Annotated in this window: 13 protein-coding genes; 6 read left to right on the top strand and 7 right to left on the bottom strand. The window is 63.2% G+C overall.

The features are described 5' to 3' along the window. Window positions 1-35: 35 nt before the first annotated feature. The 5 genes from tdh to QN222_RS10915 form a co-directional block, all read right to left on the bottom strand. Window positions 36-1,070, bottom strand: coding sequence for an L-threonine 3-dehydrogenase (tdh, locus tag QN222_RS10935; protein ID WP_283965437.1), 1,035 nt, complete (start codon window positions 1,068-1,070; stop codon window positions 36-38). Window positions 1,071-1,104: 34 nt separating this feature from the next. Then, window positions 1,105-2,292 (bottom strand): glycine C-acetyltransferase, encoded by a 1,188-nt coding sequence (locus QN222_RS10930; protein ID WP_283965438.1) that lies wholly within the window; start codon window positions 2,290-2,292, stop codon window positions 1,105-1,107. A gap of 258 nt (window positions 2,293-2,550) precedes the next feature. Then, window positions 2,551-4,416, bottom strand: coding sequence for a DNA helicase RecQ (recQ, locus tag QN222_RS10925; RefSeq protein ID WP_283965439.1), 1,866 nt, complete (start codon window positions 4,414-4,416; stop codon window positions 2,551-2,553). A gap of 288 nt (window positions 4,417-4,704) precedes the next feature. After that, a complete protein-coding gene (gene dnaG / locus QN222_RS10920) occupies window positions 4,705-6,687 on the bottom strand; it encodes a DNA primase (protein ID WP_284005422.1) in 1,983 nt (660 codons plus the stop codon). A gap of 156 nt (window positions 6,688-6,843) precedes the next feature. Further along, window positions 6,844-7,293 carry a GatB/YqeY domain-containing protein gene (locus tag QN222_RS10915; protein ID WP_283965140.1) on the bottom strand — a complete coding sequence of 150 codons (450 nt, stop codon included), beginning with the start codon at window positions 7,291-7,293 and terminating at the stop codon, window positions 6,844-6,846. 327 nt (window positions 7,294-7,620) lie between these two features. On the opposite strand from QN222_RS10915, the gene carA reads away from it, so the two are divergent. Continuing rightward, window positions 7,621-8,826 carry a glutamine-hydrolyzing carbamoyl-phosphate synthase small subunit gene (gene carA, locus QN222_RS10910; RefSeq protein WP_283965139.1) on the top strand — a complete coding sequence of 402 codons (1,206 nt, stop codon included), beginning with the start codon at window positions 7,621-7,623 and terminating at the stop codon, window positions 8,824-8,826. Between the two features lie 201 nt (window positions 8,827-9,027). Continuing rightward, window positions 9,028-9,666 (top strand): glutathione S-transferase family protein, encoded by a 639-nt coding sequence (locus tag QN222_RS10905; RefSeq protein ID WP_283965138.1) that lies wholly within the window; start codon window positions 9,028-9,030, stop codon window positions 9,664-9,666. A gap of 111 nt (window positions 9,667-9,777) precedes the next feature. Here QN222_RS10905 and QN222_RS10900 read toward each other — a convergent pair whose 3' ends face one another. After that, the gene (locus QN222_RS10900; protein ID WP_283965137.1) at window positions 9,778-10,668 is read right to left on the bottom strand and encodes a LysR substrate-binding domain-containing protein; all 891 of its coding nucleotides are present in this window, start codon (window positions 10,666-10,668) and stop codon (window positions 9,778-9,780) included. Between the two features lie 118 nt (window positions 10,669-10,786). Here QN222_RS10900 and QN222_RS10895 point away from each other — a divergent pair, with 118 nt between their 5' ends. Then, a complete protein-coding gene (locus QN222_RS10895; protein WP_283965136.1) occupies window positions 10,787-11,548 on the top strand; it encodes an SDR family oxidoreductase in 762 nt (253 codons plus the stop codon). 24 nt (window positions 11,549-11,572) lie between these two features. Continuing rightward, the gene (locus QN222_RS10890) at window positions 11,573-12,469 is read left to right on the top strand and encodes an NAD(P)-binding domain-containing protein (protein WP_283965135.1); all 897 of its coding nucleotides are present in this window, start codon (window positions 11,573-11,575) and stop codon (window positions 12,467-12,469) included. An 89-nt stretch (window positions 12,470-12,558) separates the two neighbouring features. On the opposite strand, the gene QN222_RS10885 is transcribed toward QN222_RS10890, so the two are convergent. Next, the gene (locus QN222_RS10885; protein ID WP_283965134.1) at window positions 12,559-13,761 is read right to left on the bottom strand and encodes a pyridoxal phosphate-dependent aminotransferase; all 1,203 of its coding nucleotides are present in this window, start codon (window positions 13,759-13,761) and stop codon (window positions 12,559-12,561) included. A gap of 485 nt (window positions 13,762-14,246) precedes the next feature. Between QN222_RS10885 and QN222_RS10880 the strand changes: the two genes are divergently transcribed. Continuing rightward, window positions 14,247-16,559, top strand: coding sequence for a marine proteobacterial sortase target protein (locus tag QN222_RS10880; RefSeq protein WP_283965143.1), 2,313 nt, complete (start codon window positions 14,247-14,249; stop codon window positions 16,557-16,559). Then, window positions 16,552-17,220 (top strand): class GN sortase, encoded by a 669-nt coding sequence (locus QN222_RS10875; protein ID WP_283965133.1) that lies wholly within the window; start codon window positions 16,552-16,554, stop codon window positions 17,218-17,220. The genes QN222_RS10880 and QN222_RS10875 overlap by 8 nt, the downstream gene beginning before the upstream one ends. Window positions 17,221-17,279 lie beyond the last annotated feature (59 nt).

The following is a 17,279-nucleotide window of genomic DNA, read 5'->3' as shown; positions in this document are numbered from 1 at the left end:
CGAGATCGAGATCAGTCAACGCAAACGCGCGATCTCTACCAATCCATCACGACCTTGCCGGAATTTCCGGACCGCATCGCCTCGAACCCCTCGCGGAAATCGTCGATGCCGATCCGGTGGGTGATGACCGGTGAGAGATCCAGTCCGCCCTGGACAAAGGCGATCATCTTGTACCACGTCTCGAACATTTCGCGGCCATAGATGCCCTTGAGGTTGAGCATCTTGAAGATGACCTTGTTCCAGTCGATCTCGAAGCCCGCCGGCGCGATGCCGAGGATGGCGATCTTGCCGCCATTGTTCATCTTGTCGATCATGTCGCGGAACGCAGGCGCCGCGCCCGACATTTCGAGACCGACATCGAAACCCTCGGTCATGCCGATCGATCGCATCACGTCGGCGAGGTTTTCCTTGGACGCATCGACGACATAGTCGATGCCGACCTTGCGGGCGAGGTCGAGGCGCGTCGGGTTGATATCGGTGATCACCACCTTGCGCGCGCCCGAGCGCTTGGCGACGAGCGCGCCCATGATGCCGATCGGTCCGGCCCCGGTGACGAGCACGTCCTCGCCGACGAGGTCGAAGGAAAGCGCCGTGTGGACGGCATTGCCGAAGGGATCGAAGATCGCGGCGATCTCATCCGGCACATCGTCGGGGATCGACACGACATTATATTCCGGGATGCAGACGAACTCGCCGAAGGAGCCCGGACGATTGACGCCGACGCCAAGCGTGTTGCGGCAGAGGTGCCCCCTGCCGGCCCGGCAATTGCGGCACTTGCCGCAGACGATGTGGCCTTCGCCCGAAACGCGTTCGCCCACGTGATACTTGGTAACGGCGGAGCCGACTTCCGCGATCTCGCCCATGAACTCGTGGCCGACGACCATCGGCACGGGAATCGTCTTCTGCGCCCACTGGTCCCAGTTCCAGATGTGAACGTCGGTGCCGCAGATCGCCGACTTCTTTACCCGGATCAAGACATCGTTGGGGCCTACTTCCGGCACCGGGACCCGCTCCATCCAGAGCCCGACTTCCGGCTTCGTCTTGACCAGCGCCTTCATCATGTTCGTCATCGCAGGATCCTCACTCGCCCCTCGGCCCAACTCTTCAAATCACGCCCAGTTCACGGCCGACCTCTTCGAAGACCGCTATCGCGCGCCGGACATCCTGTTCGCTGTGCGCGGCCGACATCTGGGTGCGGATGCGCGCCTGCCCCCGCGGCACGACCGGGAAGGAGAAGCCGATGACATAGACGCCCCTCTCGAGCATCCGCGCGGCCATCTCCTGCGCGAGCGCCGCGTCACCGAGCATGACGGGAATAATCGGATGCCCTTCGCCGGCAAGCGTGAAGCCGAGCTTCGACATTTCAGCCCGGAACAGCGCGGCGTTCGCATAAAGCCTTTCGCGCAGCTTGTCGCCGTTCTCGATCAGGTCGAAGACCTTCAGCGAAGCCGCGGCGATGACGGGCGCCAGCGTGTTGGAGAAAAGATAGGGCCGCGAGCGCTGGCGCAGCCATTCGACGACTTCGGCCCTGGCTGAGGTGTAGCCGCCCGAGGCGCCACCGAGCGCCTTCCCGAGCGTGCCGGTTATGATGTCGATCCGGCCCTCGACGCCGCAATGCTCGGCGGAGCCGCGGCCGTGCTTGCCTACGAAACCGACCGCATGGCTGTCGTCGACCATGACCATCGCGCCGTATTTTTCCGCGAGGTCGCAAACGCCCCTGAGATTGGCGATGATGCCATCCATCGAGAAGACACCGTCGGTGGCGATCAGCTTGAAGCGGCTGCCTTCGGCCTTCTTCAACTCCTCCTCGAGCGCCGCCATGTCGTTGTTGGCGTAGCGGAAGCGCTTCGCCTTGGAGAGCCGCACGCCGTCGATGATCGAAGCATGGTTCAGCGCATCGGAGATGACCGCGTCTTCCTCTCCGAGCAAGGTCTCGAACAGCCCGCCATTGGCGTCGAAGCAGGAGGAATAGAGGATTGTGTCCTCCATCCCAAGGAAAGAGGATATGCGCGCTTCGAGCTGCTTGTGCTCTTCCTGCGTGCCGCAGATGAAGCGGACCGAGGCCATGCCGTAGCCATAGCGATCAAGCGCCTTCTTGCCAGCCTCGGCAAGCTCTTGGTTATCCGCCAGACCGAGATAGTTGTTGGCGCAGAAGTTCAGCACGCGATCGCCGGACGCTACCTCGATTTCACCCGCCTGCTTCGAGGTGATGACGCGCTCCGACTTATAGAGGCCGGCCGATTTCAGGCCTTCGAGTTCCGAACGAAGATGGGACAGAAAGGCTGAGGTCATGGCTGGCCACTCGCTGTAAGAAGGATGTTTCGAACCCGGGCGCCGCGCGTGGGCGCACGCTAGACGACTAGCACGACGGGCCGTCTCTTGCAGCAATTTCCAGCACCTCGGGGAGGCCGGAACGCACCGATCAATGAAAACGACAGGGGCTTTCGCGCTGGACGCGGTCCGCAGACACTTTCTGTCCCACGGCGCGCCTCAAGCGACATTTTCGTTCGTAAGGACGGGCCGATCAGTGGTGAGGCACCGACTGCGGCCCTACCCGTCGAGGTAGCCGTCTATGACGGCCAGGAATGCCTCGCCGTAACGCTCGCGCTTGCTCTCGCCGATACCGGGAATATCGAGAAGATCGTCGAAGTCGCGCGGACGCTGCTTGGCGAGCGCGATCAAGGTCGTGTCCGGGAAGACGACATAGGGCGGCACGTTCAATTCCTTGGCGATCGAGAACCGCTCGGCGCGCAGGCGCTCGAAAAGTTCGAGGTCGGATCCGGCGAGATCGGCTCTCTCGCGCTGGGCACCGGACTTCGCCGTTCGGGCGGCCTTTCCGGAGGTCGGCCTATCCTTGCGGAAGAACACCTGGCGCTCGCGCTTGAAGACCGCGCGGGCCTCCGGCTCGAGCTGCAGCGCCCCGAAGGCGGAATGATCAATCCGGACGAGGCCGCCGGCGAGCAACTGCCGGAACACCGATTGCCACGTTCGTGCCGGCAGATCCTTGCCAGCGCCGAAGACCGGCATACCGACATGGCCGAACCGCTCGGTTTTCTCGTTGATCGTCCCCATGAGCACATCGACCAGGTGGCCGGTGCCGAAGCGCTCGCCCGTCCGATAGACGGCTGCCAGTGCCTTGATCGCGGCCTCGGTACCGTCCCAGGTCTCGACCGGCTTCAGGCAGGTGTCGCAATGGCCGCAGCGGCCGGGATGCGCCTCGCCGAAATGCGCAAGGATCGCCTGCCGCCGGCAGCCCGCCGTCTCGCAGATCCCAAGCAGCGCATTGAGCTTCGCCCGCTCGATGCGCTTGATCTCCTCCGCGGCACCGCCCTCGTCGATCATCCGCCGACGCTGGATGACATCGGCCATGCCGTAGGCCATCCAGACTTCGGAGGGCAGACCGTCGCGACCAGCGCGACCGGTCTCCTGATAATAGGCTTCGACCGAACCCGGCAGATCGAGATGGGCGACGTAGCGAACATCCGGCTTGTCGATGCCCATGCCGAAGGCAACCGTCGCGACGAGGCAAAGGTCTTCCTCCTTCAGGAAGGCATCCTGATGGGCGTCCCGCAGGAGACGGTCCATGCCGGCATGGTAGGGAAGCGCCCGCACGCCTTGCGCGTTCAGCCATTCCGCCGTGTCCTCGACCTTGGCACGCGACAGGCAATAGACGATGCCGCTCGATCCCTTGAAGCGGGAGAGGAACCGCAGAAGCTGCTGGCGCGGCTGATCGCGCTCGACGATCTCGTAAGCGATGTTCGGCCGGTCGAAGCTGGTCGTGAAGACTTTCGCTTCGGTGAGCGCCAGCCGCTCGATGATATCGTCGCGCGTGTGCGGATCCGCGGTGGCCGTGAGTGCGATGCGCGGCACGCCGGCAAAGCGCGACCGGAGACAATCCAGGCCGCGATATTCAGGCCGGAAATCGTGGCCCCACTGCGAGACACAATGCGCCTCGTCGATCGCGAACAGTGCAATATCCATATCGCCGATCATCTCGGCGAAACCGTCGGTGACAGCGCGCTCCGGCGTCACGTAAAGCAGGTCGAGCGTTCCCTCCGAAAGCGCGCGCCGAACAGCGATCGCCTCGTCACGCGTCAGAGACGAATTAAGCGCGGCAGCGCGAATGCCGAGTTGCTTCAGCGCCTCGACCTGATCGCGCATCAAGGCGATCAATGGCGAGACGACGACGCCGACCCCGTTGCGGCAAAGTGCGGGAATCTGGAAGCAGAGCGATTTGCCCGCCCCTGTCGGGAAGAGCACCACTGCATCGCCGCCCGCCACCACATGCTCCACGACGTCCAGCTGCTGACCGCGGAAGGCGGAATAGCCATAGACGCGTTTCAGAACATCGAGAGGATTGGCGACGCCTTCGCTTTCGAACAGGCGCGCGGCGGAAGCATTGTCGTTATGAGGCATGGAATCGCTTTCGTCGGACGGCTGAGTATGGGGTTTGGGCAGGTGGGATGTAAACCGCTTGAAGACTCGAAGGAGAGCATCGCCTCGCTTCGCAGCTAACGCCCTCAGCCCTGCCCTCTCCCCGCAAGCGGGGCGAGGGTGGACTCGCGGCCGGCGCTGTACTCGATCGCAAATCCTAACCGCGATGGTTACGGCGCGGTGGACCGAGAGGGCGCTGCAAGGTCCCTTCTCCCCGCCTGCGGGGAGAAGGTCGGGCAGCGGGATGAGGGGCGGCCTCAGGCGGGTCTCCTACCGCGCAGCCGGACCCTTGACTCGGCCGGAAAGGACGCCGAAGCCTTCGATGATGGCTTCCTGGTTTTCAAGTCGCGTCACTTCGAGCTGGACCTCCTGGAGTGTCCTGAGCAGCTGCGGCACGACCTCGAGGTCCCCGTCCTCGGTGGCGTGGGCCAACTCCCGCTCCAGTTCGCGCCGCTGCCAATGCAGGGCTTTGCTGCGCCTGTGGAGGGCAAGCGCCTGAAGGTAACCCTCGCGCGCATCCTCAGGCGCCGCCGCAACCGTCGCCGTCCACAGCCGCGCATAGCGGACCTGCTGGTCGAGTGCTGCGATCAGCGCGCCGAAACCCTCCGCTTCCAATTGCTCGATGAGGATCTCGCGCGTCAGCCGCGGTCCGTTTGCCGCCGCAGCGTTCAAAACCATCGCCCAGCAGCGCTGCAGGTCACGGTGGTCGAACTCGATCGTCGAGATCTCGTCATATTCGTCGAAGAGCAATTGCGGGTGGTTGACGATGGTGAGCGCCAGCACGCTCTCGCGCAGCAGCGGCACCGCCTGTTGGCCACTGACGAGGGAAGAGCGCGCCAGGCGATCGGAGATCGCGGTCGGGCCGGCGGCAATATTCCGCGCGCCTGAAGCGCCGCGGGGGCCGCCACTCTGGCGCCCGCCTCGTTCGAACGGCCGCCGTTCATTCCTGAACGGCGCACTGCCCTGCAGAAAGGCATTGAGGCGGTCGCGCATGTCCTGGCCATAGTGGCGGCGCACACTTTCGTCGGCGATGACCGACGTCACCTGCCTCAGCCGCGCTTCCAGTTCGGCGCGTTTTTCGGGCGTATCGAATTCGCCGCCCTGGACCTCGCGCAGCCACACCATTTCGGCGAGCGAACGGGCATTGGCGAGCACCTTGTCGAAAGGTTCGCGTCCGTCATGGCGGACGAGATCGTCCGGGTCCTTGCCGTCCGGCAGCATGGCGAAGCGGACCGATCGTCCGGGCTTCAGGTGGGGCAGCGCCAGATCGACGGCGCGGTTGGCGGCGCGGATGCCCGCACCATCGCCGTCGAAGCAGAGCACCGGCTGCGGCGTCATCTTCCAGAGAAGATCGAGCTGGCTTTCGGTAAGCGCGGTTCCGAGCGGCGCCACGGCATTCTCGATGCCGGCCTGATGCAGCGCGATCACATCCATGTAGCCTTCGACGGCAATGATCGTGCCGGCCCCATCGGCGCCCTGCGAGGCCCGCCGGGCGCGTGCGAAATTGAACAGGACGTTGCCCTTGTGGAAGAGCTCCGTCTCATTCGAATTCAGATATTTGGCCGGCGCGTCGGGCGACATGGCGCGGCCACCGAAGGCGATCACCTTCTCGCGCGCCGAAAGGATCGGAAACATGATGCGGTCGCGGAAGCGGTCGTAGGAGACCGGCACGTCGGGTCCATGCACGACGAGGCCGCAGGCTTCGATCTGCTCCTTGCCGACGCCCTTGCCGGAAAGAAATTCCTTCAGCGCGTTGCGGCTGTCGGGCGCAAAGCCCAGCCGGAACGTCTCGATCGTGCGCCCGGTCAGCCCCCGCTCGCGCAGGTAGGCCCGTGCCTTGGCACCACTCGCCGTCTGCAACTGGTCCTGGAAGAACTGCGTCGCCATTTCCATGACGTCGAGCAGGCTGGTCCGCTCCTTCTCACGCCGCTCGGCCTGGGGGTCGGGTTGCGGCATGGCGACGCCGGCCATGTCGGCAATCTGCTGCACCGCTTCAGGGAAGCTCAGCCCTTCAAGGTCTGTCAGGAAACGGAAGTGGTCGCCGGAAACGCCGCAGCCGAAGCAATGATAGCGCCCCTTGCGGTCCTCGCAATGGAAGCTCGGCGACTTTTCGCCGTGAAAGGGGCAACAGGCCCAGTAGTCGCCGCGCGAAACATTGGTCTTGCGCCGATCCCAGGTGACGCGCTTGCCGACCACGTCCGAAATCGGAACGCGATCGCGTATCTCGTCGAGGAAGGACTGTGAAAAGCGCATGGATAGCCGATACCCCTAGCGGGCCTGCCACACAAGCAGCGCGATCCGCGGTGCCCGCAATTCACAGGCAGATGCCGGGGCGCCGAAGCTCAAAAATGAGGTCGGTCGGTGCGCCGGCGAGGAAGGCGACACGCCCGCTGCAAAGCGGGCGCAGGCTTATTTCAGCAGTTCCTTGACGAGACCGGAGGCCTTTGCGAAGTCCATCTGGCCGGGGTAGCGCTCCTTCAGCGCATTCATGCACTTGCCCATGTCGCGAAGGCCCTGGGCGCCGGTCTCCTCAATGATCGCGGCGCAGGCCTGCTTTACCTTGTCCTCGGAGAGCTGTTCAGGGAGGAAATGGTTGATGACGGCAATTTCCTGGCGTTCCTGCTCGGCGAGCTCGGGCCGGCCGCCCTCGTCGTAAATGCGGGCGGATTCTTCGCGCTGTTTGATCATCTTGGCGAGGATCTGCATGATCTCGTCGTCGCCGACCGGATCCTTGCCCTGGCCGCGATTGGCAATGTCGCGGTCCTTGATCGCAGCCTGGATCAGCCGGACAGTCGAAGTGCGCCGTGTGTCCTTGGCTTTGAGGGCTTCTTTCAATGCGTTCGCGAGTTGGTCGCGCATGTCCTTGCTCCATGTCGAAACCGGCCCGCGGAGCTCATGCCCGCAACCGGTTCGATTACGTCGTTGTTGTCGTCGTCTTAAACCAGTGCGGCAGGTGCAATCAAACGGATTACGCAACCAATTGAATTATAAGGAATTTTATTTCCTTACAATTCATGGCGGCCGGTTGACCCAGCCAAGGCCTTTCGTTATTTTCCGGCACCTGCACGAACATCGGCATGAACCTTTTCTCGCGGGGTTTCCGCGCGCCATGCCGCATGCGATTTGAAATGGCGCTGAACCGACCGGCTTTCAAGCCTCGCTTTCCGCCGCAACGGGATAGGAACGATGACCGCGACACCCGCATGGACAACCCAGAAACCCACCGCCCTTCTCGTTCTGGCCGACGGCACGGTGATCGAAGGCAAGGGCATCGGCGCGACCGGCAAGGTTCAGGCCGAAGTCTGCTTCAACACGGCACTGACCGGATACCAGGAAATCCTGACCGACCCCTCCTATCTCGGCCAGATCGTCACCTTCACCTTCCCGCATATCGGCAACATCGGCACCAATGATGAGGATATCGAGGACTTGACGCCCGCCGCCCGCCACGGCGCCGTCGGTGTCATCTTCAAGGCCGACATCACCGAGCCCTCCAACTACCGCGCCGCCAAGCACCTCGACGCCTGGCTGAAGGCCCGCGGCATGATCGGCCTTTGCGGCATCGACACGCGTGCGCTGACCGCCTGGATCCGCGAAAACGGCATGCCGAACGCTGTCATCGCTCACGACCCCGCCGGCGTCTTCGACATCAATGCGCTGAAGGCTGAGGCAAAGGCCTGGAGCGGTCTCGAAGGCCTCGACCTCGCCAAGGTCGCCACCTCCGGCCAGTCGTCCCGCTGGAGCGAAAAGCCCTGGGTGTGGAACGAGGGCTATTCGACGCTCGGTGAAACCGATGCCGCCTATCACGTCGTCGCCCTCGACTATGGCGTAAAGCGCAACATCCTGCGACTCTTCGCCGGTCTCAACTGCCGGGTCACGGTCGTCCCCGCGCAGACGAGCGCAGAAGAAGTTCTGGCACTGCAGCCGGACGGCATCTTCCTTTCCAACGGTCCGGGCGATCCGGCGGCGACCGGCGAATACGCCGTTCCGGTAATCCAGGACCTCCTGAAGACCGAGGTTCCGGTCTTCGGCATATGCCTCGGCCACCAGATGCTGGCGCTGGCACTCGGCGCCAAGACCGAGAAGATGCACCAGGGCCACCACGGCGCCAACCATCCGGTCAAGGATCACACCACCGGCAAGGTCGAGATCGTCTCGATGAACCACGGCTTCGCGGTCGATTCGAAGTCGCTGCCGGAAGGCGTTGAAGAGACTCACATTTCGCTCTTCGACGGCACCAACTGTGGCCTGCGTGTAACCGGCAAGCCTGTCTTTTCGGTCCAGCATCACCCGGAAGCCTCGCCCGGCCCGCAAGACAGCCACTATCTCTTCCGCCGCTTCCTCAACCTCGTGCGCGAGAAGAAGGGCGAACCGGCGCTCGCTGAGCGCTGAGTCCCAGCCGTCAGCCGGTTCGATAAAATACAGAGAACCCTCCGGGCGTCTGCTCGGAGGTTTTTTTATGTCGGGAACCTTGAAAACTCCCACGCTCGACCTTCGCGGCGATAAAATGCACCTCGCATGGTGCTGCGAAAATCTGGCGCGAAGTCGTCGCTTGATCACGGCTTTCGCGAACTGCCTTGTTAGGAATAGACAATGGCAAAGCCTCTTGTCTTTGGTGCCGATTACAGCGTCTACGTCAGAACTGTTCGCTTGACGCTGGAAGAAAAAGGCATCGGTTACGATCTCGTGCCAATCGACGTCTTTGGCGAAGGCGGCCCGCCTCGCGACTATCTGCAACGACACCCATTCGGCTGCATTCCGGCCTTCGAGCATGACGGCTTTCGGCTGTATGAAACAGGCGCGATAATTCGCTATATCGATGAGGCATTCGAGGGGCCGAACCTTCAGCCGTCGGATTTGCGACGGCGTGCCCGCGTCAACCAGCTAATCAGCATGATGGATGCATATGCTTATCCGGTCATGGTCTGGGGCATTTACGTCGAGCGGGTATCAAAACCCGCCAAACTCGGCTTTGCAGATGAGGCGTGCATCGCCGAAAATCTTCCCAAGGCAGCCATTTGCCTCAAGGCTATGGCCGATCTCATGAAGGATGCGCACTGGCTTACGGGCGACAGCCTGACGTTGGCCGATCTGCATGCCGCTTCGATGTTCGACTATTTTCTGATGGCTCCGGAAGGGCGTGCGCTGATCAAGGATCATCCCGATCTCGCATCGTGGTGGTCACGAATGGCGGGCAGACAGAGCATGCGGGCAACAAAGCCCGCGACGTAATTCGGCACCGAGCGCCGGCCTCCTACAGCGCCGCGCGTCTTATCGGACGCGCAAAGGCCGCACGTTGAATCGCTGCAGGTCTTCGTCCTTAAATCGAGTAGTCATCGAGAGTCAGCCTTCGCCGAGGCGGGCGGCCAGGAAATCCACTGTTGCACGCACCGAAGGCAATTGGCCGCGCCGATGCGGCATCAGGATCGTCGTCGTCACCCTGCCGGCCGTCCATTCAGGCAGGATACGGACGAGGACGCCGCCAGCAACCTCCGCTGCACAGAGCTTGCGAGGCAAGGCGGTGATCCCGAGTCCGGAAAGCGCCGCTTCGCGCAGAACGTAGGATTCGTCCGCGAGGAAGCGCGGCCGCGGCCGGGCCTGCACCTGCGAGCCCCTAGGATCGGTTGCCACCCAGCCTTCCGACGAGAGCGATGTCAGGAGTCCGTCATGGCTTTCGAGATCGCCAGGATGCGCCGGCGTGCCACGCGCGCTGAGGTAGGCGGGAGCCGCGACGAACCAGACCGCTTCGGAGCCGACACGCCGCTGCACGAGGCCGGAGTCCGGCAGCGACGCGAAATGATCGCGCACCGCGAGATCGAAGCCTTCCTGGACGATATCGACGAACCTGTCGGTCGCATGCACCATAAAGCGGATCTTCGGGTATGCGATCGCCAGCCGTGGCAACAGCGGCGCGAGCGAAAGCTGCGCCGTCGGAACGGATGCCGTGATTCTGACGGTACCGCTCGGCTCTGAAAGCCTTCCCTTGACTACGCTCTCGGCTGCTTCCGCCTCAATGAGCATTGCCGCCGCATGACGATAGAAATCCTCCCCTGTCTCGGTCACCGCAAAGCGGCGCGAAGTGCGGTTGATGAGCCGAACGCCGAGCGCCTTTTCGAGTTCCGCCACACGTTTGCTGAGCGTCGATTTCGGCACCTTGAGCGCGCGCGCAGCCGGGGCAAAGCCCCCGTGATCCGCGACGTGGACGAAGAACATGAAGTCATTGAGGTTTGCCATGAGCCTGAGCCACCGTCCGCATTTGTGGATGATAAGTCCACATTAAGCGGTCTGGCACATGTTCGTCCATAAATGCATCTCTTCCTCATCGTTAATTCGAACCCAAGAGGAAGACAGCATGACTATCTATGAAGGTAAGAAGGCCATCGTGATCGGCGGCACCCATGGCATGGGGCTGGCGACGGTCACACGATTGGTCGATGGCGGCGCGGAAGTGCTGCTGACAGGAAACAACGCGAACAACCTCGCAAAAGTGAGGGAGAGCTTCGGCACGCGCGTCCATGCCTTGCGCTCCGACATCGCCGATCTCAACGACATTGCAGCTCTCGGCATAGCTGCCGGTCAGAAGATGGGCGCGATCGATCTCCTCCACATTAACGCCGGCATTTCGGAACTCGAGCCGTTCGATCAGGTGACCGAGGCATCCTACGACCGCCAGTTCGCGATCAACACCAAGGGCGCGTTCTTCACCGTTCAGCGCCTGGCCCCGCTGATCCGCAAGGACGGCTCGATCGTCTTCACCTCCTCCGTCGCCGACGAGGGCGGATATCCGGGCATGAGCGTCTACAGCGCCACCAAGGCGGCGCTCGTCTCGTTCGCCTCCGTGCTTGCGACCGAGCTCCTGCCGCGCGGCATCCGCGTCAACGCCGTCTCCCCTGGCTTCATCGACACGCCTACCAAGGGTGCTGCGGGGTTGACGGAGACCGAGCGTGCCGAGTTCAAAGCGCTAGGCGATGCGGTCACGCCAATGAAGCGCAACGGTACGGCCGACGAGGTGGCGCGCGCCGTGCTGTTCCTCGCCTTCGAGGCAAGTTTCACGACCGGTGCAAAGTTCGCCGTCGATGGCGGCCTCGGCCAGAAGCTCGCAACCGCCTTCTGACGCGAAAAGCGGAAAGGAAGAAGCATGACCAGGATTTCGGTTCTCGGCCTCGGTGCCATGGGCGCCGCGCTCGCCGCAACCCTCATTAGGAAGGGCCATTCCGTCACCGTCTGGAACCGCACGCCATCGCGTGCGGAGCCTCTTGCCGGCGCGGGAGCAAGGATCGCCACGAGCCCCGCCGAAGCCGTCGCGGCAAGCGACCTCACGATCCTTTGCGTCGTCGACTATGCCGCCGCGGGCGCGGTGCTGACTAAGGCGCAGGGCGCGCTCCGCGGCCGCGATCTCGTCAATCTGACGAACGGCACGCCGCGCGAAGCGAAAAAACTCGCCGCCTGGGCGGAGGAAAACGGAGCGGCCTATCTCGACGGGGGCATCATGGCCATTCCGCCGATGATCGGCGAGACCGGCGCCTTGATTCTCTATAGCGGCTCGGACGCGGTCTTCGAACGGCACAAGCCATCGCTCGATGCCCTTGCCGAAAGCCGCCATCTCGGCGACGACGCCGGGCTGGCGGCGCTCTATGACCTCGCGCTGCTTTCCAGCATGTACGGTCTCTTCTCCGGTTTTCTGCATGCCGGCGCGCTGGTGGCAAGCAGTGGCGGCAAGGTCACGGATTTCCTGCCGCTTCTCCTTCCGTGGATCGAGGCGATGAGCGGCACACTCCCCGACCTTGCCGGCAAGATCGATAGCGGCAAGCACAGCGACGCCGTCGTCTCCAACCTCGCCATGCAGGCGATCGCACTCGAAAACATCGCCAAGGCGAGCACGGAGCAAAGTGTGGCCCCGGACTTCATCGAACCGATGCTTCGGCTCGCTACCCGCCGGATTGCGGAAGGTCATGGCAGCGATGATATCTCGGGCGTGATCGAGACGATCCGGGGAAAAGTGAATCCGTTTCAGCGAATTAGCACCGTCGCCTGATGTGGATTGGCAAGGCGTTGAATCGCTTTGTGAGGCAACAAAAAGCCCGCCGGCATCGGCGGGCTCCTCACTTGCGGCAAAGGCCGTTTTTATTTGCAGGCGGCGCAGAAGCGCTGGATGCGGCGGCAGGCCTCTTCGAGCAGTTCCTCGGAGGTCGCGTAGGAGATGCGGAAGTTCGGGCCGAGACCGAAGGCCGAACCATGGACGACCGCGACACCTTCGGCTTCCAGAAGCTCGGAGACGAAGTCCTCATCCGTCTCGATGACCTTGCCGGACGGCGCGGTCTTGCCGATGAGGCCGGCGCACGACGGATAGACGTAGAAGGCGCCTTCCGGCGTCGGGCAGGAAATGCCCTTGGCCTGGTTCAGCATCGAGACGACGAGATCGCGGCGGCCCTGGAAGATCTCCTTGTTGCGCGGGATGAAATCCTGCGGCCCGTTGAGTGCCTCGACCGCGGCCCACTGCGCGATGGAAGTGGCGCCCGAGGTCTGCTGGCCCTGGATCATGTCCATCGCCTTGATGAGGTGCAGCGGACCTGCCGCATAGCCGATGCGCCAGCCGGTCATGGCATAGGCCTTGGAGACCCCGTTCATCGTCAGCGTGCGGTCGTAAAGGCCGGGCTCGACCTCGACCGGCGTGGCAAACTTGAAGTCGCCATAGGTCAGGTGCTCGTACATGTCGTCGGTCAGAACCCAGACGTGCGGGTGCTTCATCAGCACGTCCGTCAGCGCCTTCAGTTCGTCATGCAAATAGGCAGCACCCGAGGGGTTGGACGGCGAGTTGAAGACGAACCACTTGGTCTTCGGCGTGATCGCCTTTTCGAGGTCCTCGGGCCTCAGCTTGAAATTGTTTTCCTGCTTGGTCGCGACGAAGACCGGGGTGCCGCCGCACAGCGCCACCATCTCCGGATAGGAGACCCAGTAGGGTGCCGGGATCACGACTTCATCGCCGGCATTCAGCGTCGCCATGAAAGCGTTGAAAAGAATCTGCTTTCCGCCGGTGCCGACGATCGTCTGCGCCGCGGTGTAATCGAGATTATTTTCGCGCTTGAACTTCTTCGCAATCGCTTCGCGCAGTTCCGGAATGCCGGAAACGGGCGTGTACTTCGTCTCACCGCGGTTGATCGCGTCGATCGCGGCCTTCTTGATGTTGTCCGGCGTGTCGAAGTCCGGCTCCCCTGCACCGAGGCCGATGACGTCACGGCCTTTCGCTTTCAGCTCACGGGCTTTCTGCGAAACGGCGATGGTGGCGGAAGGCTTTACACGGGAAAGGGCATCGGCAAGGAAGGCCATGGTGTGAGGTCCTGATCGTTTCGAAACGGCGTGAAGCGCTACGGAACGGAAGTCAGGCTCCATAGCGGTTAGGTCTATGTCGAAAGAAGCCCGGTCTTGCAAGCGCTCGAGCGGCAAAAACGGCGGCAAAGCCGCGCAAAATGCGTCACCATGACAAAGTTTCATGAATACCATCGCAGCGATCGATCGGCGACGCCATCGCGCCCTGGCATGCAAAGGTCCTGACGAGCAGGATTTCGGGGGAGAGCCGGCGACCGCGTGCGGCCGTGAAACAGGAGCGCCAAGAGACCTCCCGCTCCAGATTTTCTTCAAAAAAATCAGCACGTTTCGCCGATTTCCGCATTGCCTTAATTTGGTCACAACAACTGTCGCGGAGCGCCGCAATTTAGTCCCGCAAGAGCCGATTTCCGGGCCTCTTCTACCATGACGTGAATGCATTCGCATCGTGGGGGTATGCAATGTTTCTCGATGACGAAATCGCCGCCATGCGCACTCGGCGCAACGAGGCGCGCTGGGGCTTCTACCTGGCGCTCGCCGCACTTGCAGCCTGCATCGTGATGATCCTCGGCCTGTTGGCGCAGGCTTCGGCGCAAACGGCCGATGCCAGACCGCAACGGCTGGCGGGCTACGTCCGCCCGAACGACATGGGGACCGGCGCGCTGCTCTTTCCTTCGCGGGAACCCGGCTATTTCGTCGAGGCGCCGCGGCTGGCAACCGACGTCGAGATAGACGTCAACGGGCCCGTCATGCGAACCCGCGTCACCCAGCGCTTCGAAAACCCGAGCAAGGGATGGGTCGAGGGCACCTACGTCTTTCCGCTCCCGGAGGACTCCGCCGTCGACACGCTGAAAATGCAGATCGGCGACCGCTTCATCGAGGGAAAGATCAAGCCGCGCGCCGAGGCCAAGGAAATCTACGAACAGGCAAAGGCCGAGGGCAAGAAGGCCGCGCTTCTCGAGCAGCAGCGGCCGAACATCTTCACCAATCAGGTCGCCAATATCGGCCCAGGCGAAACCATCGTCGTGCAGATCGAGTATCAGAGCGGCGTTCGCCAGTCCAACGGGGTCTTTTCCTTCCGCTTCCCGATGGTCGTCGCGCCCCGCTACAATCCGCAGCCGGTCGTCAGCACGGTCGATATCGATGGCCGCAGCGGCTACGCCGTGAGCGAGCCGGTTCCGGATCGGGAGAAGATCGAGGCGCCGGTACTCGATCCAAAGGCAAACGCCAAGGTCAATCCCGTAACCCTCGCGGTGAACCTCAAGGCCGGTTTTCCGATCGCAAGCGTGACCTCCCCCTATCACGAGGTCGATGTCGCATCACTCGACGAACTCACCCGCCGGATCACGCTCAAAAACGGCAGCGTTCCGGCCGACAAGGATTTCGAACTGAGCTGGAAGGCGATCGAGGGCAGGAGCCCCTATGCCGGTCTCTTCCGCGAGACGGTGGGCGGCAAGACCTACCTGCTTGCCTTCGTCACGCCGCCGTCGGCCGTCGAGGCCGGCAAGCCGGTCAGGCGCGAAGTTGTTTTCGTCATCGACAATTCCGGCTCGATGGCCGGCCCATCGATGGAACAGGCCAAAGAGAGCCTTGCGCTGGCGATCTCGCGACTGGACGACGATGACCGCTTCAACGTCATCCGCTTCGACGACACGATGACGGTGCACTTTCCCGAACTCGTCGCCGCCACGCCCGACAAGCGCGAGGATGCCATCGCCTTCGTGCGCGCGCTCACGGCCAATGGTGGCACCGAAATGTTGCCGGCGCTGGAAGCGGCACTTCGCACCCAGGGACCGGTGGAACCGGGCGCCTTGCGCCAGGTGATTTTCCTCACCGACGGCGCGATCGGCAACGAGAGCCAGCTTTTCGACGAGATCCGCAACAACCGCGGCGATGCCCGCGTCTTCACCGTCGGGATCGGTTCCGCTCCCAACAGCCACTTCATGACCAAGGCGGCGGAATATGGCCGCGGCACCTTCACACTGATCGGCTCCGAGCGCGAGGTCGCCACCCGCATGGTCGAGCTTTTCGAGAAACTCGAAAACCCGGCCATGACGGAAATTTCGGCGACGTTCGACCGTGTCGCCGCCGCAGACATCACGCCAGACCCGATGCCCGACCTCTATCGTGGCGAGCCGGTGGTGCTGACGGCGGAACTCGGCGGCACGGCGCCGGAAGGCAAGCTCAGGATTGTCGGCAAGGCGGGGGATCAGCCCTGGCGGGTCGAGATGGACATCGCCAAGTCGGCGGCTGGCGATGGCATCGCCAAGCTCTGGGCGCGTCGGAAGATCGATGATCTCGAGGCGAGCGCCGCGGCAATCGCAAACGCGGACGACCTCGACCGGCAGATCGAGGCCGTCGCGCTCGCGCATCATCTCGTGTCGCGCGTCACCAGCCTTGTCGCCGTCGACGTCACCCCTTCCCGCCCGGCGGGAGAACCGCTCGCCGGCGCCAAGGTACCGTTGAACCTCCCGGAAGGATGGGATTTCGGCAAGGTTTTTGGCGAGAACCCGGCCGACCCCGGCAGGATCGACGAACGGGAGGCGGCGGCGGGCAACCGGAGCGAACGCGCCATGCTCGTCGCGGACCGGATGGCCGCAGCGCCGACGGCGCGCGCCGCAAGCCTGATCGCCGAGGCGACCAACCAGGTGAACCTGCCGCAGACGGCAACCGAGGCTGACAGGCAGATTCTGATCGGCCTGATGCTGCTTGCCATCGCGCTCCTGGCAGGCACGACTTTCGCATTCTGGCGGCAGCAGATCGCCGTATTCATCGTCGCAAGGGTTCTTCGCCATGGCTGACGACGATGACCTCTCCGACCGGCCTGCCGGTTTCCTTGCCAGACTGTCGGCGGTCGAAACGATCGTCGTTGCGATCATCGCCCTCATTGCCCTTGCCGGCTTGCTGCTGATCGGCAAGGGGTTCTACATGAAGGCCAAGGCCGAGCTTTCGCAGGTCCTGTTGCGAAAGACTTTCGAAGAACAGCTTCGCGGCGCCGCCGACGGCAGGCCCTGGCCTTGGGCGGATTTCGAGACCGAGGCGGAAATCGCCGCACCCCGGATCAATCGTTCGGCGATCGTGCTTGCCGGAGCAAGCGGCGAGGCTCTTGCCTTTGGCCCCGCCCGGCTCGCCAACACGCCGCTCCCGGGCAATGAGGGGACATCGGTGATCGCCGCCCATCGCGACACGCATTTCCGCTGGCTGAAGGACGTGAGCCCCGGTGACCTCCTGGTGCTGACGCGCAAGGATGGCCGCCGCTTCATTTTCCGGGCCGGCGAGGGCCGCGTCGCCCGTTGGGACGAAAGCGGCATCAACGCATCGGCCAGCGGCCGCCACCTTGCGCTCGCCACCTGCTGGCCCTTCGACGCCGTCGAACAGGGGCCGCTGCGCTACATCGTCAATGCCGAACTCGTCGGCGAGCAACGCGCGTTACCGCTCACCACCGGCTCGATCTCCCGATAAAGCCGTTTTGATCCGATGTGACTTGAAAGGCACGCGCCTGCGCCCCAGCTTACCTCAAC

This window comes from Sinorhizobium sp. 6-70 (assembly GCF_030124375.1).
GTDB lineage: Bacteria > Pseudomonadota > Alphaproteobacteria > Rhizobiales > Rhizobiaceae > Sinorhizobium.
This window is presented reverse-complemented; position numbering and strand designations above follow the sequence as displayed.

What these genes read in the sequence shown, in the direction of transcription:
- tdh (WP_283965437.1), bottom strand. Translation starts at nt 1,070, where the DNA reads ATGACGAACATGATGAAGGCGCTGGTCAAGACGAAGCCGGAAGTCGGG.
- QN222_RS10930 (WP_283965438.1), bottom strand. Translation starts at nt 2,292, where the DNA reads ATGACCTCAGCCTTTCTGTCCCATCTTCGTTCGGAACTCGAAGGCCTG.
- recQ (WP_283965439.1), bottom strand. Translation starts at nt 4,416, where the DNA reads ATGCCTCATAACGACAATGCTTCCGCCGCGCGCCTGTTCGAAAGCGAA.
- dnaG (WP_284005422.1), bottom strand. Translation starts at nt 6,687, where the DNA reads ATGCGCTTTTCACAGTCCTTCCTCGACGAGATACGCGATCGCGTTCCG.
- QN222_RS10915 (WP_283965140.1), bottom strand. Translation starts at nt 7,293, where the DNA reads ATGCGCGACCAACTCGCGAACGCATTGAAAGAAGCCCTCAAAGCCAAG.
- carA (WP_283965139.1), top strand. Translation starts at nt 7,621, where the DNA reads ATGACCGCGACACCCGCATGGACAACCCAGAAACCCACCGCCCTTCTC.
- QN222_RS10905 (WP_283965138.1), top strand. Translation starts at nt 9,028, where the DNA reads ATGGCAAAGCCTCTTGTCTTTGGTGCCGATTACAGCGTCTACGTCAGA.
- QN222_RS10900 (WP_283965137.1), bottom strand. Translation starts at nt 10,668, where the DNA reads ATGGCAAACCTCAATGACTTCATGTTCTTCGTCCACGTCGCGGATCAC.
- QN222_RS10895 (WP_283965136.1), top strand. Translation starts at nt 10,787, where the DNA reads ATGACTATCTATGAAGGTAAGAAGGCCATCGTGATCGGCGGCACCCAT.
- QN222_RS10890 (WP_283965135.1), top strand. Translation starts at nt 11,573, where the DNA reads ATGACCAGGATTTCGGTTCTCGGCCTCGGTGCCATGGGCGCCGCGCTC.
- QN222_RS10885 (WP_283965134.1), bottom strand. Translation starts at nt 13,761, where the DNA reads ATGGCCTTCCTTGCCGATGCCCTTTCCCGTGTAAAGCCTTCCGCCACC.
- QN222_RS10880 (WP_283965143.1), top strand. Translation starts at nt 14,247, where the DNA reads ATGCGCACTCGGCGCAACGAGGCGCGCTGGGGCTTCTACCTGGCGCTC.
- QN222_RS10875 (WP_283965133.1), top strand. Translation starts at nt 16,552, where the DNA reads ATGGCTGACGACGATGACCTCTCCGACCGGCCTGCCGGTTTCCTTGCC.